This is a genomic window from Roseobacter sp. HKCCA0434 (genome assembly GCF_032464675.1).
GTDB lineage: Bacteria > Pseudomonadota > Alphaproteobacteria > Rhodobacterales > Rhodobacteraceae > Pontivivens.
In genome coordinates this window covers 1-25766 of record NZ_JAWDKL010000011.1, presented here as the reverse complement: position 1 = coordinate 25766, position 25766 = coordinate 1, and the positions used below count along the sequence as shown (strand labels likewise).

Here is a 25766-nt window from a genome sequence, read left to right as displayed (position 1 = left end):
GTCAGAGCCGCCCGTCGGGAAGCTGGATGGCCGAGACCTGCGCCTGGATCGGATCCTCGTGGCCGCGGGTGCTGTGCGGCTCACCCGACGCCTCATATTCGGCGAGATCGCGCCACCTCCCCTGAGCATAGACTTCGAGCGGGCGGAAGCGGGCCTTGTACCCCATCTTGAGCGACCCCGCGACCCAGTAACCGAGATAGACGTAAGGCAGCCCCGCCTCGCGCGCGATCTCGACATGGTCGAGGATCAGGTAGGTGCCGAGCGAGCGCTCCGGCGCGTCAGGCTCGAAGAAGGAATAGACCATCGACACCCCGTCATCGAGCACGTCCGTCAGGCACGTGGCAGTAAGTTCGCCCTGCGCGTCGGCATATTCGATCACCCGGCTGCGCACGGGCGTCTCCTCCACCATCGCGGCGAACTCGAACATGTCCATGTCGGCCATGCCGCCATCGGCGTGACGATGGTCGAGATAGCGGCGGAACAGCTCATACTGCTCCTCGGTCGCCCAGGGGGAGTTGCCGGTGCGTGTCAGGTCCGCGTTCCGGCGCGTGATGCGTCGCAGATTGCGCGAGGGCTTGAAGTCGGCGACCCGGATCCGCGCCGACAGGCAGGCCGAGCAATCGGCGCAGGAGGGCCGGTAGAGCACGTTCTGCGACCGGCGGAACCCTTGCGCGGAAAGCTTGTCGTTCAGACGCTGGCTGTCGGGGCCGTGCAGGGCGGTGAACAGCTTGCGCTCCACCCGTCCGGGCAGGTACGGGCACGGCTGCGGGGCCGTGACGTAGAACTGCGGAACGTTCGGGGTGAGGTGGCGCATGGAGTTTCCGAGAAGCTAGGCCCTCGAAGGTGGGGTGTCTGCGCGCCGCTGTCAATCGGCGCGCGCCCTGGTGCGAGGTCAGTCGGGGCTATTGATCGCGGTCGAGCCCAGCGGGATGTCGTGCAGCGCCTGCCCGCGGGCCGTCCCGCCCATCAGGAAGATGCTGACCACCTGCGTGAACATGAAGCTCAGCGACAGGGCATAGAGGCCGGTATGAACCAGCGCCTGGCCGAAGCCGAACCGCTGCCCGAACCCGTCGCGGAACTCGATCCCCATCATCCGCATCCCCCAGGTGGCCGAACGGCCGGAGATCGTGAAGGTCCGGTAGAGGAAGCTGACGACCAGCCAGAACGGCAGCAGCAACCAGCCCAGACCCAGCGTCAGGATACCGAAGACCAGCCAAAGCGCGGTGATGATCGCGACATCGAGCACCCAGGCGATCAGACGCCGCGACGGCACGCCGTCATAGAATTGCGGATCGGTCGCAGGGTCGGGCAGCCCGCTGGCGCGCGGGGCCTCGTAATTGGGATTGTAGGCGCGTGTCTGTGTCATGATCCTTCGTTTCCGTTGTGTCGGTTGGGGAGATATGGCCCCGAAGCGTCCGGGGCCAGTCCCGTGGGTCAGCCCTGCACGGGGGCAGGGGTCTCGGCGTCGTCCGCGTCGAGAGTCTTGTCCTTGCGCGCGCGGCGCTCGGTCATGAACTGGTCGAACTCCGACTTGTCCCGCGCGGTGCGCAGGCGGTCCATGAAAGCGTGAAACGCTTCCTGCTCCTCCTCCAGGCGACGGATCGTCTCGTCGCGATAGGCGTCGAAGGCGGTGTTTCCAGTCGAACGGGGGCCCATGCGGCGGGCGCGGTTACGGGTCTTGGTGCAGGACATGCGATTGCTCCAGATCATGTAGAACAGAAGGGCGAGGCCGACGGGCCAGAAGACGATGAAGCCCAGCACCATCGCGGCGATCCAGGCTCCCTTGCCGCGCTGGTCGAGCCAGGATTCGGCGTTGGAGAGATAAGCTGTTGCGGAGGACATCGTGGGGGCCTTTCCTATGTAAATGTTATTCACATTAACATAGATGGGAAGCCGTCCGCGGCGTTCAAGACCGCGTGAGCGCATTTTCGCGGGGGCAGTCAACGGTTCCGTAACGCTTGTCGTGCACGGATGGCCCATGACCAATGCGATGGCACCCCTCTCAGGGCGTTTCGACGACCCCGCGATGCACGAGATCCTGGCCGAGCTGATGGACCGGATCTCCTCGCCGGTCTTCGTGAAGACGCCCGAACAGGTGTATCTCTACGCCAATCGCGCCTTTTGCGACCTCTATCCCGATACCCCGGTCGCGGGCGTAGACGCGCGCGAGATCTTCGGCGGCTCGCGGGCCGCTCGCTATGCCGCGGAGGATCGTGACTGTCTGGAGACGGGGCGGGTACTGGGCCGACGGCAGACCGAGGACGCGCGGCAATGGCTGGTGGAGAAGGTGCTGGTGACCCTTCCGGATGGTTCTCCGGGCATCGCCGGGGTGGTCTTCGACGTCACCCGCGACCGGGAGGAGCAGGAGGACGCGCTCGCCGGGCTCGACCAGTTGAAACGACAGGCCGAGCAGCGCGCCCTCCTGCTGGCCGAGGCGAAGGAGAAGATCGAGTACGTCTCGCTCCACGATCCGCATACCGGGCTGCCGAACCGCCGCTATCTCGAACGCCGGATGGAGGAGGCGTCGAAGGCCGGAGAAACCCTCGCCGTGCTGCATGTCGACCTCGACCGGTTCAAGCAGATCAACGACACGTTCGGGCATTTCACCGGCGATTACGTGCTGCGGCAGGTGGCGACCTTGATGACGCAGGAAACGCGGCTGGGCGATTTCGTCGCGCGGATCGGCGGCGACGAGTTCGCCATCCTCTGCGCCCATGACGGCGATGCGGACCGGGTGGAGGCGCTGGCGGACCGGATCGTGCGGCGGCTCGCGAACCCGATCCGGTGGAAGGGTGTGGATTGCCGCATCGGGGCTTCGGTCGGGGTCGCCTTGCCGCGCGCGGATAGCGGCGACGCCTTGCAGCTGTTGCAGGACGCCGACGTCGCGCTCTACCAGGCCAAGGATGCGGGCCGTGGTCAGGTGCGTCTGTTCTCCCCCGCCATGCAGGCGCAGCAGCGCCTGGAGAACAGGCTTCTAGAGGACATGCACCGAGGACTCGAACGCGATGAGTTCCGCCCTCTCTACGAGGTGCAGATGCGCTCGGACGATTTGGCCCTGGCCGGGGTGGAGGCTCTGGCGCGGTGGCATCATCCGACCGAGGGCCTCCTGTCGCCTGGTCGGTTCCTGTCGCTGGCCGAACGACACGACCTGCTGCGCGACATCGACCAGGCGATCCTGCGGCGCGCGGCGCGCGACCTCGCCTGGCTCGACGGGAAGGGCATCGACGTGCCGCGCCTGTCGGTGAACGTCTCGGCGCAGCGGCTGGCCACCACCGACCTGGTCGAGGAGATCGCCGCGCTCGACATACCGCGCGGGAGGCTGAGCTTCGAGCTGATCGAGACGATCCTCTTCGATGAGACCGATCCCAGCTTCCACTGGCAGATCGACCGGCTGCGAGAGCTCGGCGTCGGGATCGAGGTGGACGATTTCGGCACCGGCTACGCCTCGATCGTCAGCCTGATGCGCCTGCACCCCGACCGGATGAAGATCGACCGCCAGTTCATCGCGGCCGCCGAGCGATCGGATCACGCGCGCCGCGTCATCGCCGCGATGATCGACATCGGCGGCGCGCTCGACGTGGAGATCGTCGCCGAAGGGATCGAGACGGCGGAGCAGGCCCGCATGATGGGTCGGATGGGTTGTGGCATCCTGCAAGGCTGGCTGTTCGCCAAGCCCATGAGTGTCGAGGCGCTCGCCCGCTTCGCCCGCACGCCCTTCCGCCTGCCTAGCGGTGATGCGGTCGCAGCGCCCGGCCGGGTCAGTCGGTGATGACGCCGAGCCCGCGCAGGTAGACCCCGATGCCCGATTCCAGCAGCTCCTCGGGGGAGAACGGTGCGCGCGCGCCGGGTGCGCCGCGGGCGAACAGCTCCACCACCCCGTGGCTCATCGCCCAGATATGATGGCTGACGAGGCTGGAGGGCGGGCGCCGGTCGGGTGGCAGGTGCGCGGTCAGCGTCTGTGCCGCCTCGTCGAGGACCGAAGTTGCACGCGCGGCGGCCTGCGCAAGCTCGGGGTTGCCCGCGACCGACACGCCGCTTTCGAACATGGCGATGTAATGGCCGGGCTGCGTACGCGCGAAATGCAGATAGGCCCGCCCGACCGTCTCGAACGCGGCAAGCGGGCTCGGCCGTCCCCCGTCATAGGCATGCTGCAGGAGGTCGGCGAAGATCTCGAAGCCCTGCAACGCGGCCTCGGCGATCAGGTCCTCGCGTCCCTTGAAGTGCCGATAGGGCGCGGCGGGGCTGACCCCGGCCACCCGCGCGGCCTCGGCGAGGGTGAAGCCGTTGGGCCCCTTCTCCTCGATCAGGGCGAGCGTGGCGTCGACCAGCGCCTGGCGCAGGTTGCCGTGATGGTAGGATTTGCGCTCAGGCATTGCCGAGGATCATCTCCGGCCGGCCGACGATCTTTGGATCCGTCTCGCCCACCGCATCCGCATCACTCAGGTCGCAGGGCAGGCTGCCGATGATGTGCCGGATCGCCCCGATCCGCGCGCGCCGCTTGTCGTCGGAGCGGATGACCGTCCACGGGGCGGCATCGGTATGGGTCCGCTCCAGCGTCTCTGCGATCGCATCGGTATAGGCGTCCCATTTCGACAGGCCCTCCACGTCGATCGACGACAGCTTCCAGTGCTTGAGCGGATCGTTCTCGCGCTTGAGGAAGCGGCGCAACTGCTCGGCCCGCCCGACGGTCAGCCAGATCTTCACCAGATGGATGCCATCCGCGACCAGCAGCCGCTCGAAATCGGGCACTTGCGCGAACCAGCTCTCCCGCTGCTCCGGCGTGCAGAAGCCGAAGACATGCTCGACCACGCCGCGATTATACCAGGACCGGTCGAACAGCGTCACCGTCCCCGCGGTCGGCAGGTGCTTGATGTACCGCTGGAAGTACCATTCCCCCGCCTCCTTGGGCGTCGGCTTGGCCAGCGCCACGGTGCGCACGACGCGCGGATTGAGGTTCTGGCGCACCCGCGCGATGGTACCTCCCTTGCCCGCGGCGTCGCGCCCTTCGAAGACCACGACGACCCGCGCGCCAGTCCGCTGCACCCAGCTTTGCATCTTCACCAGTTCAATCTGCAGCGCGTCGAGCGTGTCCTCGTAGGCCTCGCGCTTCATGCGGGCGTCATAGGGGTAGGCGGGATTCAGGATATCCTTCTTCCCGCCCTCTGCGATCGCCTCCCGGATCTCGTCGGGCGCGTGGCGCTCGTAATATTCGGTGATCCTGCCGACCAGATCGTCGCTCATGCTTGCTCCCTCAGGCGGGCGAAGGCCGCCATTGCCGCGTCCATCCGGGAATGATGGGGCATGTGGCCCGTCCCGTCCAACCGGGTGAAGCGTGCATGGGGTACGGCGGCGGCGAGGTGCTCCGAATGGATCTCGATCGGCACGATCGTGTCGGCGGTGCCGTGCAGGATCTCCATCGGCATGGCGAGGTCGGGATAGGCGGGCGTCATCTCGACGAGATGCGGTTTCAGCCGGTTGATGTCGGCCACGTTCGCCCGCACCGTCGCATAGCGCAGCGCGAGTTCGGGGCGCATCACCTCGGCATAGCCCTCCGGCATCGGGTCGGGGGCGAAGACGGCGCGCAGCCCGTCGCGTACCAGCCGCGGTCCCGCGAGCCGGGGATAGGCCCAGGCGACCGCCGGTCCGATCACGGGCGCATCGGCGATGGTGTAGAGCGTGCCCGCCGACCCCTGCCATTCATGGCTGGGTGCCGCGAACAGGGCGAGCCCCGCGACCCGCTCGGGCCGTGTCACCGCCCAGGCGAGCGCGACCGATCCGCCATAGGAATGACCGGCGATCACCGCGCGATCGACTCCGAGCCGCGCCAGCGCCGCATCCAGATGCGCCGCCTGCGCCCGCGGATCGGTCATGTCGCGCAGGCGCTCCGAATAGCCGAGGCCGGGGCGATCGAATGCGATCACATCCCAGTCCCGCGTCAGCATGTCGACATGCTGGAACAGCCAGTCGCCCAGATTGCCGCTCGCCCCGTGGATCAGGACCAGCGTCGGGCCGGTGCCCGTCCGGTGATAGCAGACCCGCGCGCCGTCCACCTCGACGGCGCGGTCGCCCGGTCTCATCCATCCACCCAATCGAACGTGGTCGTCTGGTAGATCTGGTTGATCCAGTTGCCGTAGAGCAGATGCGCATGGCTGCGCCAGCGGTTCTCGGGCTCTCGGGTCGGGTCGTCGTCCGGGTAGTAGTTCACCGGCACGTTGATCGACTTCCCGCCCGCGACGTCGCGGTCGTATTCCTGCTTCAACGTCCCGCTATCGTATTCTAGATGGTTAAACATGTAGAGCGCCCGCCGCTCCGCATCCTCCACGAGGCAGGGTCCGACCTCGGGCGAGGAGATCAGCGTCGCCAGTTCCGGCACCGCGTCCACGTCCCGCTGGTCGATCTCTGTCCAGCGGCTGACCGGCACGACGAGGTTGTCGGAAAAGCCCCGCAGATAGGGCGAGGCCGCGTCGTGCACCCGGTGGCGGAACGCGCCGAACGCCTTGGCGTCGAGCGCGCGCTTCGCGATGCCGTGGAAATGGTGCAGCATGGCCTGACCGCCCCAGCAGACCGCCATCGTCGAATGCACGTTGGTCTGCGTCCAATCGAAGATGGTGCGCAGCTCGTCCCAGTAGCTGACCTCCTCGAACTCCAGCAACTCGATCGGCGCGCCGGTGATGATCAGCCCGTCAAACCGGCGCGAGGCTACGTCGGCGAAGGGGTGATAGAACGCCTCCATATGCTCGGGTGCTGTGTGGCGCGACTGGTGCTCGCTCATGCGGATCAGGGTGAAGTCGATCTGAAGCGGCGTCGCGCCGATCAGGCGGGCGAACTGCGTTTCCGTCTGGATCTTCATCGGCATGAGGTTGAGCAGCGCGATCTGCAGCGGCCGGATGTCCTGCCGCGCGGCCTGCTCGTCGGACATGACCATCACGCCCTCGGACCGCAGCACGTCATGGGCGGGCAGGGCGGAGGGGATCTTGATGGGCATGTCGTCTCCTTTCGCGGAAAGGGTGATGTAGGCGGACGGGGCCGCGCGCGCAACTCAGGCGCGGGCGATGGCCTCGCCGATCAACGTCTCGAACTCGGCGGCGGAGCGGACCGCGTAGATCTCCTCGGCGCTCAGCGTCAGGCCGTGGCGCGCCATCGCGGCATAGCGGGCCTGCCGGGTTTCCAGCACCCGGCGGTAGGAAAAGCGGATGAAGGCGTCGGGGTCCACCGCCTCGGGCGCATCGCCCGTTCGCTCCAGCCAGGCCTGCCAGTTCGCCTCCAGCTCCTCGGGGCGGTAATACATCGGCTTGGGCTGTCGGTCGAAGCGGCGGACCAGCTCATCCACGTGGTCGTCCGAGCCCTCGATCCAGACCAGCTGCATCGCGCCGGTCAGGGCGGCCATGACCGGATCGTCCGGGTCGTCCGGATCGACCACCTCGCAGATCGAGCCGCCGGTATCGCAGACGAAGTTCGGATAGCCGTAGATATCTCGCGCGCGCTCGGCGAACTGCACTGCGTCGATCAGGCTCGCGATCTCCGCCGCGCGGTGCTGGTCCTGCCGCCGGCGGTATTCCTCGATCTCGATGCCGCCACGCGCCGGGTCGCCCGGCTTGCCCAGATAGGTCGAGAGCGGGTCGAGATTGTGGAACGTGATGTTGGAACCGATATAGATCGAGTCCGATCGCAACAGCTCGGCCAGGAACGGCACCTTCATGGCCTCGCGCTTGAAGTTGTCGACGATGTGCTCGCCCATGTAGCGGGTGCCGATGCGGTAATCGACCGAGTAGTGGAACCAGTCCCCCGTGGCGCGCAGCATGTCGGCCACATGGGTCTTGCCTAGGCCCGACATGCCGAACAGCGCCACGCGCTTGGTCGGGCTCGCGGCCCAGGTGTCCTTGGTCTCGTAGAGCATTGCCGTCCTCCGGGCGGGGTCGCACGGAGGATTAGCGCGGCGAGACCGCCTTGAAAACCCGCCCGTCGATGGTGACGAGCCCCAGCGCGATCAGTGCCAGCCCGGCGAACGCGCGGGGGGAAAGGCTCTCGCCCAGGAACAGCGCGCCCAGCGTGATGGCGACCGCCGGGATCAGCAGCGTGACCAATATCAGGTTGCCCGACCCGGCCATCGCCAGGATCCGGTAATAGAGCAGGTAGGCCAGGGCCGTCGCGACCACCGCGTAGTACCCGATGGCGGCGAACCCCGAACCCGACAATGCGACGAAGGGCGACCCCTCGACCGCCCAGCCGAGCGGCAGCATGACCAGCGTCGAGGCGGTCAGCATACCGGCCGCGGCCATCTCGGGCGGCAGGCCCTTCAGCATCACCCGCGCCCAGACACCGGCGAAGGCGTAGGAGAGGGTGCCCGCCAGCACGGCAAGCTGCGCGAGGTTGCGCGGATCGAAGCTCGCCAGCGCCTGCCACCCCATGATCGTGGCGACCCCGGCCAGCCCCAGCGCCGCCCCGAGTGCGCGGCGCGCCGTCAGCCGTTCGTCGGCCAGCAGGGCGGCGGCAACCAGCACGCCGAAGATCGCCGTCGTGGCGTTGAGGATCGAGACCAGCCCCGTCTCGATCCGCGTCTGACCCCAGGCCATCAGCGTGAAGGGGATGACGTTGTTTAGCAGTCCCATCCCCGCGAAACCGATCCAGACCCGTGGCGACCGGGGCAGGGGATGCCCGCGCATCGCGACCACGGCCCACAGCACCAGCGCCGCCCACCCGACCCGGTGCGTGACGGAGGTCAGCACGCCGACCTCGCGCAGCGCGATGGCGATGGAGAAGAAGGACCCGCCCCAGATCAGCCCCAGCAACAGCAGGAGGCCCCAGGCGGCATTGCTCATATGTGTCGGTGTCGTCATGGCGGCGACGGTAGGTCGCGTGCGGCACCCCCGCCACCCGGAACCTGCGCCACGAAAAAGGCCCGCCGGTCAGGGCGGGCCTTAGCAATGCGATGATCGGGACGCTTAGAGCTTGAAGCCCAGCGACAGACCGATCGAGATGGCGCTGTTGTTCTCGAACTGCGCGGGAACAATGGCTCCGCCAAGGGCCGCGACGGGAACGCCTATGGTCTCGTCGCCCAGGTCCGTGTAGCGGATGCCACCGCTCAGCTCGACGGTACCGAAATCATAGGCCCCACCGATCGAGATCGAGCGGCTGCCATCCGCCGGGCTGAACAGCGACGGCGAGGCGGAGTCGCTGCTGCCTTCGTAGCCGAGGGTGACGGCGACCGAGAAGTTCTCGGTGATCGCGCGACCGACGCCAAGCGTGTAGGCCCAGACATCGTCCTCGTAGGAGATCAGCGGGCCGCCGGGTGCCGCACCGTAGCCCGGAGGCGCAACGGTGAATTCGGAATAGTCCGCCCAGCGGATCGAGCCGAAGACCAGCGTGCCGGGTGCGACGCCGCTTTGCACTTCGAGATTGACCGAGTCGGGCAGATCGGTGCTGAACGATGTCGGCGCGCCGCGCTCGGTCCCGTCGAAGTCCAGTTCGATTTCCGAATTGTAGGTCAGTGCGACGCGCAGCGCGATCTCGGGGCGCTCGTAGGTCATGCCGACGAGGTAGCCGTAGCCGGTGTCGGAGTCGACATCGAGCGTGTAGAGCGCGGCCGGGACAGCAGTGTTGGCATCGCTGCGAAGCGCGCGCAGGCCGCCGTGGACACCGAAGCCGTTACCGAATTCATAGCGCACGACGCCGGTCAGCGAGTCGGTGTTGATCTCACCCTCGGTCCCTGCGAACGGCCCGGTTCCATAGTCGACATCCGCACCGAAGGGCTGGTCGTAGATCACAGCGTAGGAAATATTCTCGTTGAAATCGGCGCGATAGCCCGCGCCGAAGATCGTGTAGTCGTCCTGGCTGTTGCCGGTATCAGCCGGACCGCCGGCAACTGCGGGAAGCTGAAGAGTCCCGTCGACTTCCGGAAACACGAAGGCGCCCGAGAACTGCAGGTAGCGCCCGCTCTCCTCATAGATCAGGCCTACGTCGGAGCCGGTGCGGTCGATACCGCCGGCCATCGCGCCGGTGGTGGCGAGGGCTGCCGCAGCCGTCGCTGTCAGGAGCTTTGCCATCTTGGTCATGTCTGTCCCCCCTTCGGGATTCGAGGGCGCTTTATCAGTGCGCCTTTCGGTGAGCGATGAGGGGATTTGATGAGCGGATTGTCGCTCGGTCAATCTGCGACGCCACGTCACGATTCCGTCGCGTTGAAATGTTGTTGCGCAGTCACAATGACAAACGCCGCCCCGATTGCGGGACGGCGTCCGATTTCGCGTCAGGATTGTGGGATCACTTCGCCGCGGCGTCGATGCTTTCCTGCAGGATCGCCTCGGCCTCGGCCTTGTCGCCCCAGCCGATGACCTTGACCCACTTGCCCTCTTCGAGGTCCTTGTAGTGCTCGAAAAAGTGCTTGATGCGGTCGAGCGTCTTCTCGGACACGTCCGCGAGGTCCTGCGTGCGCGACTGGAACGGATCGACCTTCTCGTGCGGCAGCGCGACCAGCTTGTCGTCCATGCCGCCGTCGTCCTCCATCTTCAGCACGCCGATCGGGCGGCAGCGGATGACCGAGCCGGGCGCCAGCGGGAAGTCGGTGATGACCAGCACATCCGTCGGGTCGCCGTCCGCGTGCAGCGTGTTCGGGACGAAGCCGTAGTTGCACGGGTAGAACATCGGCGTGTTGACGATGCGGTCGACGAAGACGGCGCCCGAATCCTTGTCGATCTCGTATTTCACCGGGGCGCCGCCGCCCGCGCCGCCGGTGATCTCGATGACCACGTTGATGTCCTTCGGGGGATTCTTGCCGGCGGGGATCTTGTCGATGTTCATGGGGCGCGCTCCTGCAGCGATGATTTCGCGCGACCGCCTAGCATGGGGCGGGCGCTCGCGCAATCTCACCGGCCTCGCGCGCTTTCGCGGATGTTGAGCGCGTTGCCCGCGAGGATCAGCGCGCCGCCCGCGAGGATGGCCAGGGCGAAGGGTTCGGAATAGAGCAGGAACCCGATCAGTGCCACCAGCGGCAGGCGCACGAAATCCATCGGCGCCACCACGCTGGCGGGTGCGAGCTTCAGCGCGCGGGTAATGCAGTAATGCGCGCCCAGCCCACAGGTCGCCACCACGCCGATCAGCGGCCACATGGCCCGCGACGGCCACGCGATGTCGAGATCGGCCCCCGCGCAGACCAGCGAGAAGACGGCCTGCATCGCGGCGAGCCAGAACAGGATGCAGGTCACGCTCTCGGTCCGGGACAGCGACTTCGTGGCGATGTAGGAGATGGCGAAGCCCACTGCGCACAGTGCCGCCGCCACCACACCGGGATCGCCGGCCAGCGCCTCGGGCCGCGCGACGACCAGCACGCCGACGAAGCCGAGCACCACCGCCACGGCGCGCAGACCCGTCATCCGCTCCCCCAGCAGGAGAGGCGCGGCCAGCGCGACCCAGAGCGGGGTCGTGAACTCCAGCGCCACCACCTGCGCCAGCGGGATCGTGGCGATGGCGTAGAACCACAGGTTCTGGCCCGTGAAATGCCCGACATTGCGCAGGAGGTGCAGCCGCATCCGGTCGCCTCGGATCGTGCCGAGCTGCCCGCCGAGCGCGCCGAGCCCCAGCACTATCCCCACCCCGATCACGGAGCGGTAGAGCATCAGCTCGAACGTATCGAGTTCCACCGCGATTTCTCGCCCCGCCACGGCCATCGCGGCGAAGCTGCAGGTCGCGCCGGCCATCCAGAGGATGGCGCCCAGATACGCGCTCAAATCGTGAGGTCGAGTGCGCGCACCGCGTCCATCGTCAAGGCGCTGGTGTCATAGCCCAGTTCGAGCTGGTAGCGCTGGATCGCGGCCTCGGTCCCCGGCCCGCGCAGTCCGTCGATCGGACCGTTGTAGAAGCCGCGCGCGGACAGCGCGCGCTGCACGGCGGACACGAAGGTGCGGTTGTAGGCGGTGTCGCAGACCACGTCGGCCCAGACCTCCTGCGCGGGGACGACCTCGACCGGCTCCTCCACCGTGCGGAAGGTGGCGGGCACCTCGCGCCGGATCACGCGCTCGGCGGTTGCGACGACCTCGCGCTCGACATTTCGGGTCACGGCGGGGACCACGACCTCGACCGTGCGCGAGGGCTCGGCGATCACGCGGCGCGGCACCTGGCGGGTGACGGCGGGGATGGTCACGGTCTCGGTCCGGGCGGGGGTGACGAGCTCGCGCCGCTCGACGGTGCGGAACTCGGGCGGGAACTCGACCAGCGTCTCGGTCGCGCCGCTCGCCAGCGTCCGGTTGCCGATCACCGTGCCGCCGAGCGCCTGCGCCCCGGTCGGGTAGATCCGGTCGGAGGCGACCCAGTCGCGATAGGCGGGCCGGGTCGGCACCTGGTCCGCCACGGTCCTGTACTCGGCGGGAATGGTCCGCGTCTCCTCGCGCGCGGGCTCGACGATCACGGTGTCCATCACCGTCTCGTAGCGCGCGGGGATGACCTCCAGCCGCGAATAAGCCTCCTCGACCACCACCGGCGCCGTCTCGGTGCGGTAGGTCGCGGGGATCACCTCGATCTCCTCGGTGGCGGGCGTCGCCTGAACCTGGCGGGTCGTCGTCTCGTAGCGGGCGGGCCGCGTCACCTGCGTGTAACACTGGCCGGGCAGGGCGTTGGGCGGACCGCTGGTGGCCGAAACGGGGATCGCGTTCATCGCGGCAACGTCGAGGGCGGCGGTCGGCGGCACGGGCTGCGCGGCGCCGGGATCCTCCACCCGCACCGGGAGACCGGTATCGCAGGCGCTCAGGATCATCGCGGTGCCGAGGAGAAGGGTGAGGATGGTGCTGCGATGGGCCCGCGTCATGTCGTTTTCGTCCGCTTCTTGTGTCGCGCCGGGGGATCGTCGCCCGGCGGTCTGGATGGGAAGGATTCGGTGCCGGTCCCCGTTCAGGGCCGCACGACCGCCTCGTGCCGGGTCCGGTCGTTCAGATCGACCACGGTGACACCGCCATCGGGCGTCTCGTCCGCGGGGAGCACGACGTCGACATTGCAGGCCGACAGGGCAAGGGCGATCAGAAGGACTGCTGCGCGCATGGTCCAGAGTCTCCGGTTTCGGGGTCGTTCTGGGGGAAACTGCACCGGATCGCGCGCGTAGGCAAAGGGTTCGGCGCGTCGCACCGGAAAAAATCCGCCGATGCGGCAGGAACGGCACGATTTGTTCCGCAGTCGATCATCCGAAGGAAGGAAATTGGTGAGCCCTGCAGGATTCGAACCTGCGACCCACTGATTAAAAGTCAGTTGCTCTACCAACTGAGCTAAGGGCCCGCCAATGCCGCTGTCTCTACAAAGCCGGATCGGGGGGGTCAAGGGCGGTTCCGACGTGAAATCGTCGAAATTTCGCGGGCCGGGTGGCAGCCTTGCATCTGCTGCATGGCGCGGGGGGCGCGCATCCCTTCCAAGATGGCGGCGGAGCGCGTATATCGCGCCGCATGGAACGGCAGAACGGCATGACATTCCGCAAGATGCACGGGGCGGGCAACGACTTCGTCGTGATCGACGGGCGCGACGGGCGTGTCCTGTCGCCCGAGACCGTGCGCGCGATGGGCGACCGGCACCGCGGGGTCGGCTTCGACCAGCTCGCCTTGATCGAGCCGGATGACGCGGCCGCGGCGCGTGTGCGGTTCTTCAACACAGACGGGTCGGAGGCCGGGGCCTGCGGCAACGCCACGCGCTGCGTCGCCGACCTCCTGATGGCCGAGAGCGGGGCGAATGCGCTGGAGCTCAGGACCGAGCGGGGCCTGCTGGCCTGCGAGCGCGCCGAGGGCGGCCTGATCCGCGTGAACATGGGCCAGCCGGTGCTCGACTGGCAAGAAATCCCGCTGGCGCAAGAGGTCGATCTTGACGCGCTGCCGCTCGACGGTGCGCCGTCGGCCGTCGGGATGGGCAATCCGCACTGCGTGTTCTTCGTCGAGGATGCCGATGCGGTCGACCTGCCGGTCCGGGGCCGCGCGGTCGAGCTTGATCCGCTGTTCCCCGAGCGCACGAATGTCGAGTTCGTTCAGGTGCTTGACCGCGAGACCCTGCGCCAGCGGACATGGGAGCGCGGCTCGGGCGAGACGCTCGCCTGCGGCTCGGGCGCCTGCGCGGTGGCGGTCGCGGCGGCGCGGCGGGGGCTGGCGGACCGGCAGGTGACGATCCGGCTCGACGGTGGCGATCTGACGCTCGATTGGCGCGAGGACGGGGTGTGGATGACGGGGCCGGTGGCTTACGTCTTCGATGCGTTGTGGACGGGATGAGCGCGCCGCGCTTCACCAATTTCGGCTGCCGCCTGAACGCCTACGAGACCGAGGCGATGAAGGAGCTGGCTGGGCAGGCGGGCCTGGAAAACGCTGTCATCGTAAACACTTGCGCGGTGACGGCGGAGGCGGTGCGCAAGGCGCAGCAATCGATCCGGAAGCTGGCGCGGGAAAATCCCGGCGCGCAGGTCATCGTGACGGGCTGTGCGGCGCAGACGGAACCCGAGACCTTCGCGGAGATGGAGGAGGTTGCCCGCGTCGTCGGGAACCTGGAGAAGATGCAGCCGGATACCTGGCGAGATATCGCGCAAGGTCCGGATTTCGTTGGTGAAACCGAGCGGGTCGTCGTCAACGACATCATGTCCGCGACCGAGACGGCTGGACATCTGATCGACGGGTTCGGCACGCGTTCGCGGGCCTATGTGCAGGTGCAGAACGGGTGCGATCATCGCTGCACGTTCTGCATCATTCCCTATGGACGGGGCAATTCCCGCTCAGTCCCGGCGGGCGTGGTTGTCGAGCAAATCCAAAGGCTTGTGGATCGAGGTTACAACGAGATCGTGCTGACCGGCGTCGACATGACGAGCTGGGGCGCGGACCTGCCGGGCGCGCCGCGGCTGGGCAATCTGGTGCAGCGCATCCTGAAATTGTGCCCCGATCTCAATCGCTTGCGCATCTCTTCTATCGATTCCATCGAGGCCGATCCGGCGCTGATCGAGGCGATCGCGGGGGAGCGGCGGCTGATGCCGCACCTGCATCTAAGCCTTCAGTCGGGCGATAACCTGACGCTTAAGCGTATGAAAAGGCGGCATAATCGGGACGATGCGATCCGGTTTTGCGAGGACATGCGCGCGGCGCGACCCGAGATCGTCTACGGCGCCGACATCATCGCGGGGTTCCCGACCGAGACCGACGACATGTTCGAGAATTCGCGTCGGCTCGTCGCGGAATGCGGGCTGACCTGGTTGCATGTCTTTCCCTATTCCCCGCGGCAGGGCACGCCCGCCGCGCGCATGCCCCAGGTCGAGAAAAGCGTTGTGAAAGAACGCGCTAGACGGCTTCGCGAGGTCGGGGAGGCGGCGGTCGGGCGCTATCTCGACAGCCAGGTCGGGAGCGTGCACCGGGTCCTGATGGAGGCGCCGGACATGGGGCGGACGGAAGGATTCGCGGAAGTCCGCTTCGCCGTGCCGCAGCCTGTGGGCGAGATCGTGACGGCTCGGATCACGGGACGGGACGGCAATTCGTTAACGGCCTGAGAGCCGGTCTGCCTTGCGTATGGAAAGCGTATGGCATGCGTATGGCGACCAAATGGCTCGGGTATTCGCGTTAACCTTTGCGGTCAGTCACGCGCGGGCACCTTCAGGCTGTAGACATGTGCCGTATCGGTGAAGTCGCGGGCGACCTCCGCCTCCAGCTGCCGGGGCAGGATCCGCTCCAGCAACATGGTGCCGAATCCGGTGCGCTCCGGCGCGGTGACGTCGGTCAGGCCCTCCTCCCGCCATTCGAGGGCGTAGCCGTTGTCGGGCTGCGCGGACCAGCTCACCGCGACCCGTCCGGCCTCGCCCGAGAGGGCGCCGTATTTGAGCGCATTCGTCACCAGCTCGTGCAGCGCCATCGAGAGGGTCTGTGCCTCCTGCGCGCCGAGGGTCACGGTGTCGCCCGACATCGCGATGCGGTCGACATGGGTATCGGTCAGATCTCCGATCTGGGTGGCGACCAGCCGGTCGAGCGTGATGGTGTTCCAGGCGTCGCCGGTCAGCTGGGCATAGCTGCGCGACAGCGCCTCGATCCGCGTCAGGAAGCCGGGCAGGAAATCGGCGCTGGCGGGATAGGCGGAGACGGTGCGGCGCGCGATCGTGGAGACCACGGCGAAGACATTGGCGACGCGGTGCTGCAGTTCGCGCGCGATGGCGTCCTTGAGATTGCGGGTGCGGATGGCCTCGGTCACGTCCTCGACCCGCAGCAGGAAATGGTCCGAACCGGGCAGGGGCGTGCAGTGGACGTTCCACCAGATCAGGATCTGGTCGCCGTCCGGATCGGCGATGTGGTACTCGATCTCCATCAGGCTGCAGGCCTCGCCCGCCAATGCCTTGCGGAAGGCTTGCGCGGAGCGTTCCATCCGCTCGGGGGTTTCGGGGAAGAGCTCGAAGATCCGGCCGCCGACCAGCCGCTCGCGCGGCATCATCAATATCCGGGCATGCTCGTCGCTGACGGCCACGAAGCGGAATTCGGCATCGACGACGGAGCAGGGAACCGACATCGCGTTGAAGATCGTCTCGAAGTCCATGTTGTCGGTGCCCGTATCGTTAGACCGGCCCGACTATATTCGGACCGGCGGTGGTCGCAAGTCACCGATCGTTCAGATTTGCAGGACCTCGACGTCGAGCGTGAAGGGCATCCGGCGCAGGCGCTGGCCGGTCGCGTCGAAGATCGCGTTGGCGAGCGCGGGGGCGGCGGGGGGCGTTCCGATCTCGCCCGCGCCGCCCATGTGATGCGCGTTTTGCAGGATCTCGATCTCGAAGGTCGGGGTCTGGCCCATCGTCAGCATCGGGTAGTCGTGGAAATTGCCCTCCACCACCTCGCCATTCGCGAAGGTGATCTTCTGGCCCAAGGCCTGCGAGAAGCCGAAGATCGCGCCGGAGATGACCTGATCGCGGAAATTGCGCGGGTCGAGCACCGTGCCCGGATCGGCGGCGACCCAGCAGCGTTCGATCCGCACGCCGTCGCGCGTGTCCACATCCACGACCATCGCGACCCAGGCGCCGAAGCTGAGCATATGGGCGATGCCGCGTCCCTTGCCGCCCGCGCGGGGGGTGGCGAAACCGGACATCTCGGTGACTTTCTCCAGCACCGCGCGGGCGGGGGCGAGGCGGGGATCGTCGCCGATCATGGCGAGGCGGAAGGCGAGCGGGTCCATCCCCGCGGCCTCGGCCATCTCGTCCATGAAGCCTTCGTGGAAGAAGCCGTTATAGCTGTTGCCGACCGACCGCCAGTAGCCGGTGGGGATGGCGATATCGGCGACATGGGCGGAGACGCGGAAGTTCTCGATGTCGACGGGCTGGTTGTAGGCCCCGTCGGTGATCGACTTGTCCGGGCCCATCGCGGAGAGGTTGGGATAGGTGCGGGCGAGCAGGCTCGCCATGATGGAGGGGGAGGCGATCTTCATCTCCACGGCGCTGGCCTTCGCCCCTTGCGGCACCACGGCGCGGAACCGGCCGAGGGCGGCGGGGCGGTAGACGTCGTGGCGGGTGTCTTCCTCCCGCGTCCAGGTGACCTTGATGGGTCGCCCCTCGGTGCGCATGGCCATCGCGGTGGCGTAGAGCGGGTAGTCGACCTCGGCCCGCCGGCCGAAGCCGCCGCCGAGGAATTGCTGGTGGACGGTGACGGCGTCCTTGTCGAGGCCCGCAAGGGCCGCGCAGCGCGACAGCACGATGCCGGGGGCCTGCGTCCCGGTCCAGATGTCGAGCTTGCCGTCGCGCAGTTGCGCGGTGGCGTTCATCGGCTCCATCGTCGCGTGGGCGAGGTAGGGGACGAAATACTCCGCCTCGACGAGCGTGCCTTGCGGATCGTCGAAGGCGGCGTCCACGTCGCCCCGGTCCATCAGCGCGTGCGAGGGCTCGGCGGCGAGCGCGGTCTCCAGCCGGTCGAGGATGGCGGCGTCGTCGGCGGGGTAGGGCGCGTCCTCCCATTCGGGGGCGAGCGCCTCGGCCCCCTTGAAGGCGGCCCAGGTGGTGTCGGCCACGATGCCGTAGCCGTGGCCGGTCTGGGTGTCGATCTCGAACACGTCGCGCACGCCGCGCACGGCGCGGGCCGCGTCGAGATCGGCCGAGAGCGCGCGCATCCCGAAGCGCGGCGAGATGGCGACGGTGCCGTGCAGCATCTCGGGCAATTCCACGTCGATGCCGAAGATGGGCGCGCCGGTGACCTTGGCCCCGATCTCGACGCGGGGCTGAGACTTGCCCAGCAGGCGCCAGTCGCGGCGGGGCTTGAGCGTGACCTCGCCGGTCTCGACTTGCGCCGCGGCGAGGGCCAGTTCGCCGTAGCTCAAAGCGCGATCGGAGGCGGGGTCGCGGACCTCGGCGCCCTCGGTCTGGAGGCCATCGGGATTGACGCCCCAGCGTTCCGCCGCGGCGGCAACGAGGGCGGCGCGGGCCGTGGCGCCCGCCTCGCGCATCCTGTCGTAGCCATCGATCATCGAGGAGGAGCCGCCCGTGACCTGAAGGCCCAGCAGCTTGCCCATGCCCTGCATCACCGAGCGCTGCGCATCGGCCAGGAAGCTGCGGTCGAAATGGGTGGGGAAGGCGCCCTCGGCCAGCATGGCGGAGTTGAAATAGGCCGCCGCCGTGGGGCCGTGCACGACCTCGATATCGGCCAGCGTCACGTCGAGTTCCTCGGCCACCATCGCGGCGAGGGTGGTCTGCACGCCCTGGCCCATCTCGGCGCGCGGGGCGACGACGGTGATCGTGCCGTCCTCGGCGATGACGACGAAGGGGTTGAAGACCGCCTCGTCCTCGCCTGCCAGCGCGGTCAGCGGGTTCTCCTTGTCGCGCCGGACGGCCCAGGTGCCGAAGGCCACCCCGGCGACGGCGGCGGCCCCGAGGCCGAGGAAGGTGCGGCGGACGATCTTGAGGGCGCGGCGCCCGGTGCGTTCGCGGGCCATGTCAGCTCTCCATCCCGGCGGCGGTCTTGATGGCGGCACGGATGCGGGGATAGGTCCCGCAGCGGCAAAGGTTGCTCATCGCCATGTCGATATCGGCGTCCGTGGGCTGCGGCACCTCATCCAACAGCGCCACGGCGGCGAGGATCTGGCCCGCCTGGCAATAGCCGCATTGCGGCACGTTGTGCTCGATCCAGGCGCGCTGCACGCGGTGCAGGTTGCCGCCCTGCGCGATGCCCTCGATCGTCGTCACCTCGCCCTCGACCACGCCCACGGGGTAGGAGCACGCCCGGATCGGCGCGCCGTCGAGCAAGACGGTGCAGGCCCCGCAGGCCGCCACGCCGCAGCCGAATTTCGGCCCCTTGATGTCGAGCAGGTCGCGCAGCGCCCACAGGAGCGGCATGTCGGGATCGGCGTCGATGTCGTATCTCTCGCCGTTGACGTTCAGGCGCATGGGGCGGCTCCTCCGGCACTGTGATCGTTTTCGACCAAGGTGGCGGCGGGCCTGCCACCTGTCAATAAGAGACCTAGGGTCACGAAAGCGGCTTGTCGCCGCATATCCGCCGGGCTAGGTATCGGAGCATGAACCAGTCCTTCCAGCGTGCCCGATCCCCCGAACACAAGGAAGTGCGGCGTCGCATGATCCTCGACGCCGCCGAGCGCGTGCTTGAACGGGACGGGTTCAACGACGCCTCGCTCAACGCGATCGCGCAGGAGGCGGGCGTCGTGAAATCGGGGCTCTACCGCTATTTCGAGAGCCGGGAGGAAATCCTGCTGGAGCTGCTCGTCGCCGATCTGCAGGCGATGGTGGCCGAGTTCGCGGATGACGTGACCGGCCCGATCGAGGTCGCACGGCTGGGCGAGATGATGGCCGAGGGCTTCATCTCCCACCCCCGTCTGTGCCTGCTGGTCAGCCGCATGGCCTCGGTGCTGGAGCACAACATCACCGGCGACACGATCCGCGCGATCAAGCGGCGTCTGAACGCCTGTGCCGAGGAGACCGCGCAGACCATGTGCCGCGCGGTGCCGCATTGGCAGGAGGAGGAGGCGCGGCGCGGGGTCATGATGCTCTACGTGCTGGTCTCCGGCCTCTACCCGATGGCCAACCCGCCCGCCCATGTGCGCGACGTGCTGTGCGAGGTGGAGTTCCGCGACAGCGCGATGGAGTTCGAGCCGACGGTGCGCTTCGCCGCGCAGGCCATGCTGCGGGGCATCGACGCGATGGCGCGCGCGCGGGTCGAGGCGGGCTGACGCGTCCTGCCCGTGCGGGCCGGTCTTCTGCTTCGTGACAAATATCCCCGCCGGAGGCTCCGCCACGGGCAACGGGCGGTGGTGTCGCGGGCGAAGATGTGACGGGCACAATCGCGTGGTTGATCGCGCGCGCGCCGCGCGGCAGCAGGGAGGGGAAAGGAGACCCCTCATGCATCCCAATCCCAGCTTTCGCAAGGCGGACGACGCCCGCAATCTCGAGTTCGCGCGGGCGCGCGGTTTCGGCATCCTGTCGGCGGCGATGGGGGCGGAGGTCGTCTCGGCGCATGTGCCGTTCCTGATGTCTGAAGATGGTCGCCGGGTGGAGGCGCATCTGGCCCGCTCGAACCCGCTCTTGAAGCAGGACGGTCCCGCGGTGCTGATGGTGAGCGGCGCGGATGGCTATGTTTCCCCCGACTGGTACGGCGCGCCCGAGCAGGTGCCGACCTGGAACTACGTCGCGGTGCATCTGCGCGGGCATCTGCGGCCGGCCCCGCGCGAAGGGTTGCGCGCGCATCTCGCCGCACTGTCGGCGCGGTTCGAGGAGGCGCTGCCGAAGGCGCCCTGGACGATGGACAAGATGAGCGAGGAGGCCATCTTGCGCATGGAACGGATGATCGTGCCGGTAGTGATGGATGTGGAGCAGGTCGAGGGCACCTGGAAGCTGGGCCAGAACAAGACCGACGCGCAGCGGCTGGGGGCCGCCGCGCAGGTGACCGGCGGACACGGGATGGAACTGGCGGAGCTGGCGGGGCTGATGCACGCGCCGCCCGCATGAGCTGCGAGAGGCAAGCCGATGAAACTCTATGACAATCCGTCGTCGCCCTATTGCCGCAAGGTTATGCTGCTGGCGCATGAGGCGGGCCGCGTGGACGCGTTGGAGCGGATCGACGCCGCGGGCAATGCCGCCGATCCGGGCACGATGCCACTGCATGTGAACCCGATCGGCAAGATCCCCTGCCTCGTGCGCGCGGATGGCCCCGCGCTCTATGACAGCCGGGTGATCTGCGCCTTTTTCGACGATCTGTGGGGCGCGGGGATGTATCCGGCGGGGTCTCGGCGCTGGGACACGCTGGTGCTGGAGGCGACGGCGGACGGGATCTGCGATGCGGCGCTGACCATCGTCTACGAGAAGCGGCTGCGTGAGGAGGCGCATCGGCACCAGGCCTGGCTCGACGGGCAGGCGGGCAAGATCGGCCGCGCGCTCGACGCGCTGGAAGGGCGCTGGATGGCGCATCTGAAAGGGCCGGTCGGGATGGGGCAGCTCGCGCTGGGCGCGGCGCTGGGCTATCTCGACTTCCGCGACGTGGTCGGGGACTGGCGCGCCGGGCGGCCCGATCTCGCCGCGTGGTACGAGGGCTTTTCGCAGCGCCCCTCGATGCAGGCGACGTCTCCGTGAGCGGCGACGCGGTGGACGAGGCCAGCGCGCGGGCCGCGCGGCAGCTGATCGAGGCGAAGGCGGCGGTGGACGCGGCCTTCGGCGAGGGGCATGCGGCGGCGCACCCGGAGCTGGTCGCGGCGATGGTGCAGGCGGCGGCGATCCATGCCGCCATCCTGAACGGGCGGCAGGCCACGACCGAGATCGCGGGGACGCTTTTGCAACTCAAGCCACGGCTCTTCGGCTGAGGCCGATCCGCCGCGTCCCGCGAACGGCGGCGACGCGCGTTTCCGATCGGAACGCGGGCGTGGCGCAAACGGGGCCGGGGGCGTCGGGAAAGGCGTTTCGCGACCCCCGGCGGGGTGGTTAAGTGGCACCGAGTTTTCGGGAGGCGCGCCATGTCCATCACCTTCACCCTCGACGGGCAGACCGTCACCGCACGCGATGGCGAGACGATCTGGGAGGTGGCGAACGGGCGCGGCCTCGTCATCCCGCATCTGTGCCACCGGCCCGAGCCGGGCTACCGCCCCGACGGCAACTGCCGCGCCTGCATGGTGGAAGTGGAGGGGGAGCGGGGCCTCGTCGCCTCGTGCATCCGCACGCCGTCCGAAGGGATGGTCGTCTCCACGGACAGCGACCGGGCGGTCGCGGCGCGCAAGGGGGTGATCGAGCTCTTGATGGCCGATCAGCCCGAGCGGGCGGCGGCACATGACCGCTCCTCCCATTTCTGGGACATGGCGGACGCGCAGGGCGTGGGCGAGAGCCGGTATCCGACGCTCGATGCGGAGCGGGTGCCGCTGCTCGACGCCAGCCATGTCGCGATGCGGGTCAATCTCGACGCCTGCATCCATTGCAATCTGTGCGTCCGCGCCTGCCGCGAGGTTCAGGTCAACGACGTGATCGGCATGGCGGACCGTGGCCACGACGCGCAGGTCGTGTTCGATTTCGACGATCCGATGGGGGCGAGCACCTGTGTGGCCTGCGGCGAGTGCGTGCAGGCCTGCCCGACGGGCGCGCTGATGCCCGCGACCGTGCTCGATGCCGAGCAGGTGGGCGACAGTGCCGACTATGACCGCGAGGTGCAGTCCGTCTGCCCCTATTGCGGGGTGGGCTGCCAGCTGAGCTTCAAGATCAAGGACGACCGCATCGTCTATGTCGATGGCGCGGGCGGACCGGCCAACGAGAACCGGCTGTGCGTGAAGGGGCGGTTCGGCTTCGATTATATCGACCACCCGCACCGGCTGACCAAGCCGCTGATCCGCCGCGAGGGGGCGGCGAAGGGGCTGAACGTCGATCCCGCGAAGCCGCTGGAGGTGTTCCGCGAGGCGACGTGGGAGGAGGCGCTGGACCTCGCCGCGAAGGGCATGAAGGGGCGCGGACGCGAGGTCGCGGGCTTCGGCTCGGCCAAGTGCTCGAACGAGGAGGCGTATCTGTTCCAGAAGCTGATCCGGCAGGGCTTCGGCCACAACAATGTCGATCACTGCACGCGACTGTGCCATGCGTCCTCGGTCGCGGCGCTGATGGAGAATGTCGGCTCGGGTGCCGTCACCGCGACCTTCAACGAGATCGAGAACGCGGACGTGGCCATCGTCATCGGGGCGAACCCGGTGGAGAACCATCCCGTCGCCGCGACTTACTTCAAGCAGTTCACCAAGCGCGGCGGCAAGCTGATCGTCATGGATCCGCGCGGGCAGGCGCTCAAGCGTCACGCCACGCACATGTTGCAGTTCCGCCCCGGCGCGGATGTGGCGATGCTCAACGCGATCATGCACGTGATCGTCGAGGAAGGGCTGGTCGACCGGCAATATATCGAGGCGATGACCGAGAACTGGGAGGCGCAGGTCGAGCATCTCAAGGGCTTCGCCCCCGAGAAGATGAGCGAGCTGTGCGGCATCGACCCCGAGACGCTGCGCGCGGTGGCGCGGGACTTCGCCGGGGCGAAGGCGGCGATGATCTTCTGGGGCATGGGGGTGAGCCAGCACATCCACGGAACGGACAATTCGCGCTGCCTGATCTCCTTGGCGCTGATGTGCGGCCATGTGGGGCGGCCGGGGTCGGGGCTGCACCCGTTGCGCGGGCAGAACAACGTGCAGGGCGCGTCCGATGCGGGGCTGATCCCGATGTTCCTGCCCGATATGCAGCCGGTGGGCGATGACGGGGTCCGCTCGGCCTTCACGCAGGTCTGGAACTCGGGCGATTTCAGTGCCGAGAAGGGCCTGACCGTGACAGAGATCCTCGACGCGGTGCATGCGGGTGAGATCGGCTCGATGTATATCCTGGGCGAGAACCCGGCGATGAGTGACCCGGACGTGGAGCACGCACGCGATGCGCTTGCCAAGCTCGATCACCTGGTGGTGCAGGACATCTTCCTGACCGAGACCGCGAATTTCGCCGACGTGATCCTGCCCGCGACCGCCTGGGCGGAGAAGACGGGCACCGTGACCAACACCAACCGGCAGGTGCAGATGGGCCGCCCGGCGGTGCCCGCGCCCGGCGAGGCGCGCGAGGACTGGTGGATCACGAACGAACTGGCCAGGCGGCTGGGGCTGAACTGGGACTATACCCATCCCTCGCAGGTCTTCGCCGAGATGAAGCTGAACATGAAGAGCCTCGACAACATCACCTGGGAGCGGCTGGAGCGCGAGGATGCCGTGACCTATCCGGTGCACGGGCCCGACGAGCCGGGGCAGGCGGTCGTCTTCTCCGACGCGTTCCCGCGGGCCGAGGGCCGGGCGAAGTTCACGCCCGCCAGCGTCATCCCGCCCGACGAGGTGCCGGATGCGGACTATCCGATGATCCTGACCACGGGGCGGCAGTTGGAGCATTGGCACACCGGCTCCATGACCCGGCGGGCGAGCGTGCTCGACGCGGTGGAGCCGGAGGCGAACTGCTCGCTGCATCCCTCCACGCTGCGGCGGATCGGGGTAGAGCCGGGCGGGCTGATCCGGCTGGAGACGCGACGCGGCGCGGTGGAGCTGATGGCGCGCGCGGACCGGGCGGTCGCGCCCGACATGGTGTTCCTGCCCTTCGCCTATGTCGAGGCGGCGGCGAACGTGCTGACCAACCCGGCGATCGACCCCTACGGCAAGATCCCGGAGTTCAAGTTCTCCGCCTGCCGGGTCAGCGCGGGCGGGCAGGCGGTGGCGGCGGAGTAGCCTTCAGCGGTCCGGGATCGGCGCGGGCGTCCCCTGGCGCGCCCGTGCGACGGCCTCCCGGATCGCGGTGACGACCGCATCGGGGGCCTCGGTCGGGATCATGTGGCCGCTGCCCTCGACGATCTGCAAATGGGATGCGGGGTGCAGGGACAGGAGCGTGCGCTGGGCGCGTGACCAGGCAGGCGTGAGGTCGCGGCCCCGGCTCAGCACCGTGACCGGCATGGCGAGGCTCGGGCGCACCGCGCGCTCGAACGCGGCGAGGTCGATCGGTTCGGACCCGGCGGGGACCTCGCTCCATGCCTCGGCACCCGTGGCGGCGCGCAGGCCCAGGCTCTCGGCCACGGTGTCGACCAGGATGAGCGCCTGCACCCGCGTGGGCTGCTCCTGCGCCAGGATGCGGGCGGGATAGCCGCCGAAGGAATGACCGACGACGATCAGCCTGTCGCGTGCCCCGACGGTTTCGAGCAGATCCACCATGTTGTCTGCATAGGTCCGAGCCCCATAGGGCGGGACGGTCGGACTGTCGCCTGCACCGGGGCGGTCGTAGCGGCAGACATGGGCGAACTCCGAGACCTGCTCGAAGACCGGGATCCAGGTGGACGACGAGGCCCGGGACCCGATGCCGTGTTCCAGCCAGACCGTGACGCCGCCATCGCGCGGTCCCGCGCAGGAGAGGGCGAGCGTCCAGTCCCCGACAGTGGCGTGGCCGACGGTCGGGCGGCTGGAACAGGCATTGACGACGACGATCCCGGCCAGAGCCAGGATCGGCAGCAGCAGCCAAGAGGGCGAGATCCGTGTCCTGGGCATGGGACCGCCTTGTGAATACGGGACGGGCGATCCCTAACGCATCGGGAACCGGATGCGAAGGCGCGGATCGGGGCGGCGGGGGATCAGCCTTCGAGCGGGGGCAGGACCTCGCCGGTGCCGCTGACGCTGTCGGTGCGCACGCGGCAGTCGCCGCCGGTGGGCAGCGGGCGGTCGCCCTCGGGCAGTTCCTGCGCGATGACGAGGTCGCCGCCATCGCCCGCGCGGCGCACGATATACTCGACGCCCGGCACGCGGGCGAGGCGACGGTCGACCACGGCGCCTGCGGCGGCCCCGGC

27 protein-coding genes and 1 tRNA gene are annotated in these 25766 nt (G+C 68.2%); 8 read left to right on the top strand and 20 right to left on the bottom strand.

Translation table 11 applies throughout. The features are described 5' to 3' along the window. Window position 1 precedes the first annotated feature (1 nt). From RX333_RS08505 to RX333_RS08495, 3 genes are all read right to left on the bottom strand, one after another. Complete coding sequence (locus tag RX333_RS08505) at window positions 2-814, bottom strand: arginyltransferase (protein ID WP_316014502.1); 813 nt, start codon at window positions 812-814, stop codon at window positions 2-4. Between the two features lie 78 nt (window positions 815-892). Beyond that, window positions 893-1366: an RDD family protein gene (locus tag RX333_RS08500; RefSeq protein ID WP_316014501.1), complete on the bottom strand. Its 474-nt coding sequence runs from the start codon at window positions 1364-1366 to the stop codon at window positions 893-895. Between the two features lie 68 nt (window positions 1367-1434). After that, on the bottom strand, window positions 1435-1842 hold the full coding sequence (locus tag RX333_RS08495; protein WP_316014500.1) for a DUF2852 domain-containing protein: 408 nt from the start codon (window positions 1840-1842) through the stop codon (window positions 1435-1437). A 136-nt stretch (window positions 1843-1978) separates the two neighbouring features. Between RX333_RS08495 and RX333_RS08490 the strand changes: the two genes are divergently transcribed. Then, on the top strand, window positions 1979-3769 hold the full coding sequence (locus tag RX333_RS08490; protein ID WP_316014499.1) for a putative bifunctional diguanylate cyclase/phosphodiesterase: 1791 nt from the start codon (window positions 1979-1981) through the stop codon (window positions 3767-3769). Here the strand turns inward: RX333_RS08490 and RX333_RS08485 are convergent. The 12 genes from RX333_RS08485 to RX333_RS08430 all read right to left on the bottom strand — a co-directional run bounded on the left by RX333_RS08485 (window position 3759) and on the right by RX333_RS08430 (window position 13254). After that, window positions 3759-4373 carry a TetR/AcrR family transcriptional regulator gene (locus tag RX333_RS08485; protein WP_316014498.1) on the bottom strand — a complete coding sequence of 205 codons (615 nt, stop codon included), beginning with the start codon at window positions 4371-4373 and terminating at the stop codon, window positions 3759-3761. The genes RX333_RS08490 and RX333_RS08485 overlap by 11 nt on opposite strands. Further along, window positions 4366-5241 carry a polyphosphate kinase 2 gene (gene ppk2, locus RX333_RS08480; RefSeq protein WP_316014497.1) on the bottom strand — a complete coding sequence of 292 codons (876 nt, stop codon included), beginning with the start codon at window positions 5239-5241 and terminating at the stop codon, window positions 4366-4368. Before ppk2 ends, RX333_RS08485 begins: the two co-directional genes overlap by 8 nt. Continuing rightward, window positions 5238-6077 carry an alpha/beta fold hydrolase gene (locus RX333_RS08475; protein ID WP_316014496.1) on the bottom strand — a complete coding sequence of 280 codons (840 nt, stop codon included), beginning with the start codon at window positions 6075-6077 and terminating at the stop codon, window positions 5238-5240. Before RX333_RS08475 ends, ppk2 begins: the two co-directional genes overlap by 4 nt. Next, window positions 6074-6985: a homoserine O-succinyltransferase gene (gene metA, locus RX333_RS08470; protein ID WP_316014495.1), complete on the bottom strand. Its 912-nt coding sequence runs from the start codon at window positions 6983-6985 to the stop codon at window positions 6074-6076. Before metA ends, RX333_RS08475 begins: the two co-directional genes overlap by 4 nt. A gap of 54 nt (window positions 6986-7039) precedes the next feature. Then, window positions 7040-7897, bottom strand: a complete 858-nt coding sequence (locus RX333_RS08465) for an ATPase (protein WP_316014494.1) — start codon at window positions 7895-7897, stop codon at window positions 7040-7042. Window positions 7898-7928: 31 nt separating this feature from the next. Further along, on the bottom strand, window positions 7929-8837 hold the full coding sequence (locus RX333_RS08460; RefSeq protein ID WP_316014493.1) for a DMT family transporter: 909 nt from the start codon (window positions 8835-8837) through the stop codon (window positions 7929-7931). Between the two features lie 105 nt (window positions 8838-8942). Beyond that, on the bottom strand, window positions 8943-10052 hold the full coding sequence (locus RX333_RS08455) for a hypothetical protein (protein ID WP_316014492.1): 1110 nt from the start codon (window positions 10050-10052) through the stop codon (window positions 8943-8945). 205 nt (window positions 10053-10257) lie between these two features. Then, the gene (gene ppa / locus RX333_RS08450) at window positions 10258-10794 is read right to left on the bottom strand and encodes an inorganic diphosphatase (RefSeq protein ID WP_316014491.1); all 537 of its coding nucleotides are present in this window, start codon (window positions 10792-10794) and stop codon (window positions 10258-10260) included. Between the two features lie 65 nt (window positions 10795-10859). After that, window positions 10860-11720 (bottom strand): DMT family transporter, encoded by an 861-nt coding sequence (locus RX333_RS08445; RefSeq protein ID WP_316014490.1) that lies wholly within the window; start codon window positions 11718-11720, stop codon window positions 10860-10862. Beyond that, window positions 11717-12793, bottom strand: coding sequence for a peptidoglycan-binding domain-containing protein (locus RX333_RS08440; protein ID WP_316014489.1), 1077 nt, complete (start codon window positions 12791-12793; stop codon window positions 11717-11719). The genes RX333_RS08445 and RX333_RS08440 overlap by 4 nt, the downstream gene beginning before the upstream one ends. A gap of 83 nt (window positions 12794-12876) precedes the next feature. Next, complete coding sequence (locus RX333_RS08435) at window positions 12877-13023, bottom strand: hypothetical protein (RefSeq protein WP_316014488.1); 147 nt, start codon at window positions 13021-13023, stop codon at window positions 12877-12879. A gap of 155 nt (window positions 13024-13178) precedes the next feature. Then, window positions 13179-13254, bottom strand: a tRNA-Lys gene (locus tag RX333_RS08430). A 182-nt stretch (window positions 13255-13436) separates the two neighbouring features. On the opposite strand from RX333_RS08430, the gene dapF reads away from it, so the two are divergent. Continuing rightward, window positions 13437-14225, top strand: coding sequence for a diaminopimelate epimerase (dapF, locus tag RX333_RS08425; RefSeq protein ID WP_316014487.1), 789 nt, complete (start codon window positions 13437-13439; stop codon window positions 14223-14225). After that, window positions 14222-15481, top strand: a complete 1260-nt coding sequence (gene mtaB, locus RX333_RS08420; protein WP_316014486.1) for a tRNA (N(6)-L-threonylcarbamoyladenosine(37)-C(2))-methylthiotransferase MtaB — start codon at window positions 14222-14224, stop codon at window positions 15479-15481. The genes dapF and mtaB overlap by 4 nt, the downstream gene beginning before the upstream one ends. 83 nt (window positions 15482-15564) lie before the next feature. Here mtaB and RX333_RS08415 read toward each other — a convergent pair whose 3' ends face one another. The 3 genes from RX333_RS08415 to RX333_RS08405 all read right to left on the bottom strand — a co-directional run bounded on the left by RX333_RS08415 (window position 15565) and on the right by RX333_RS08405 (window position 19336). Next, window positions 15565-16512, bottom strand: coding sequence for an HWE histidine kinase domain-containing protein (locus RX333_RS08415; protein WP_316014485.1), 948 nt, complete (start codon window positions 16510-16512; stop codon window positions 15565-15567). Window positions 16513-16584: 72 nt separating this feature from the next. Continuing rightward, window positions 16585-18885: a xanthine dehydrogenase family protein molybdopterin-binding subunit gene (locus RX333_RS08410; RefSeq protein WP_316014484.1), complete on the bottom strand. Its 2301-nt coding sequence runs from the start codon at window positions 18883-18885 to the stop codon at window positions 16585-16587. Window position 18886: 1 nt separating this feature from the next. Next, window positions 18887-19336 (bottom strand): (2Fe-2S)-binding protein, encoded by a 450-nt coding sequence (locus RX333_RS08405; RefSeq protein ID WP_316014483.1) that lies wholly within the window; start codon window positions 19334-19336, stop codon window positions 18887-18889. A 128-nt stretch (window positions 19337-19464) separates the two neighbouring features. On the opposite strand from RX333_RS08405, the gene RX333_RS08400 reads away from it, so the two are divergent. The 5 genes from RX333_RS08400 (at window position 19465) to fdhF (ending at window position 24663) form a co-directional block, all read left to right on the top strand. Continuing rightward, on the top strand, window positions 19465-20133 hold the full coding sequence (locus RX333_RS08400; protein WP_316014482.1) for a TetR/AcrR family transcriptional regulator: 669 nt from the start codon (window positions 19465-19467) through the stop codon (window positions 20131-20133). A gap of 169 nt (window positions 20134-20302) precedes the next feature. Beyond that, window positions 20303-20908, top strand: coding sequence for an FMN-binding negative transcriptional regulator (locus tag RX333_RS08395; RefSeq protein ID WP_316014481.1), 606 nt, complete (start codon window positions 20303-20305; stop codon window positions 20906-20908). Between the two features lie 18 nt (window positions 20909-20926). After that, complete coding sequence (locus RX333_RS08390; protein WP_316014480.1) at window positions 20927-21529, top strand: glutathione S-transferase family protein; 603 nt, start codon at window positions 20927-20929, stop codon at window positions 21527-21529. Continuing rightward, a complete protein-coding gene (locus tag RX333_RS08385) occupies window positions 21526-21756 on the top strand; it encodes a hypothetical protein (RefSeq protein WP_316014479.1) in 231 nt (76 codons plus the stop codon). The genes RX333_RS08390 and RX333_RS08385 overlap by 4 nt, the downstream gene beginning before the upstream one ends. A 150-nt stretch (window positions 21757-21906) precedes the next feature. Beyond that, window positions 21907-24663 (top strand): formate dehydrogenase subunit alpha, encoded by a 2757-nt coding sequence (gene fdhF / locus RX333_RS08380; RefSeq protein WP_316014478.1) that lies wholly within the window; start codon window positions 21907-21909, stop codon window positions 24661-24663. A gap of 3 nt (window positions 24664-24666) precedes the next feature. Here the strand turns inward: fdhF and RX333_RS08375 are convergent, their stop codons facing one another. After that, window positions 24667-25470, bottom strand: a complete 804-nt coding sequence (locus RX333_RS08375; protein WP_316014477.1) for an alpha/beta hydrolase — start codon at window positions 25468-25470, stop codon at window positions 24667-24669. An 83-nt stretch (window positions 25471-25553) separates the two neighbouring features. Continuing rightward, window positions 25554-25766 (bottom strand): hypothetical protein (locus RX333_RS08370; RefSeq protein WP_316014476.1); only part of this gene is annotated, 213 nt, incomplete at its 5' end.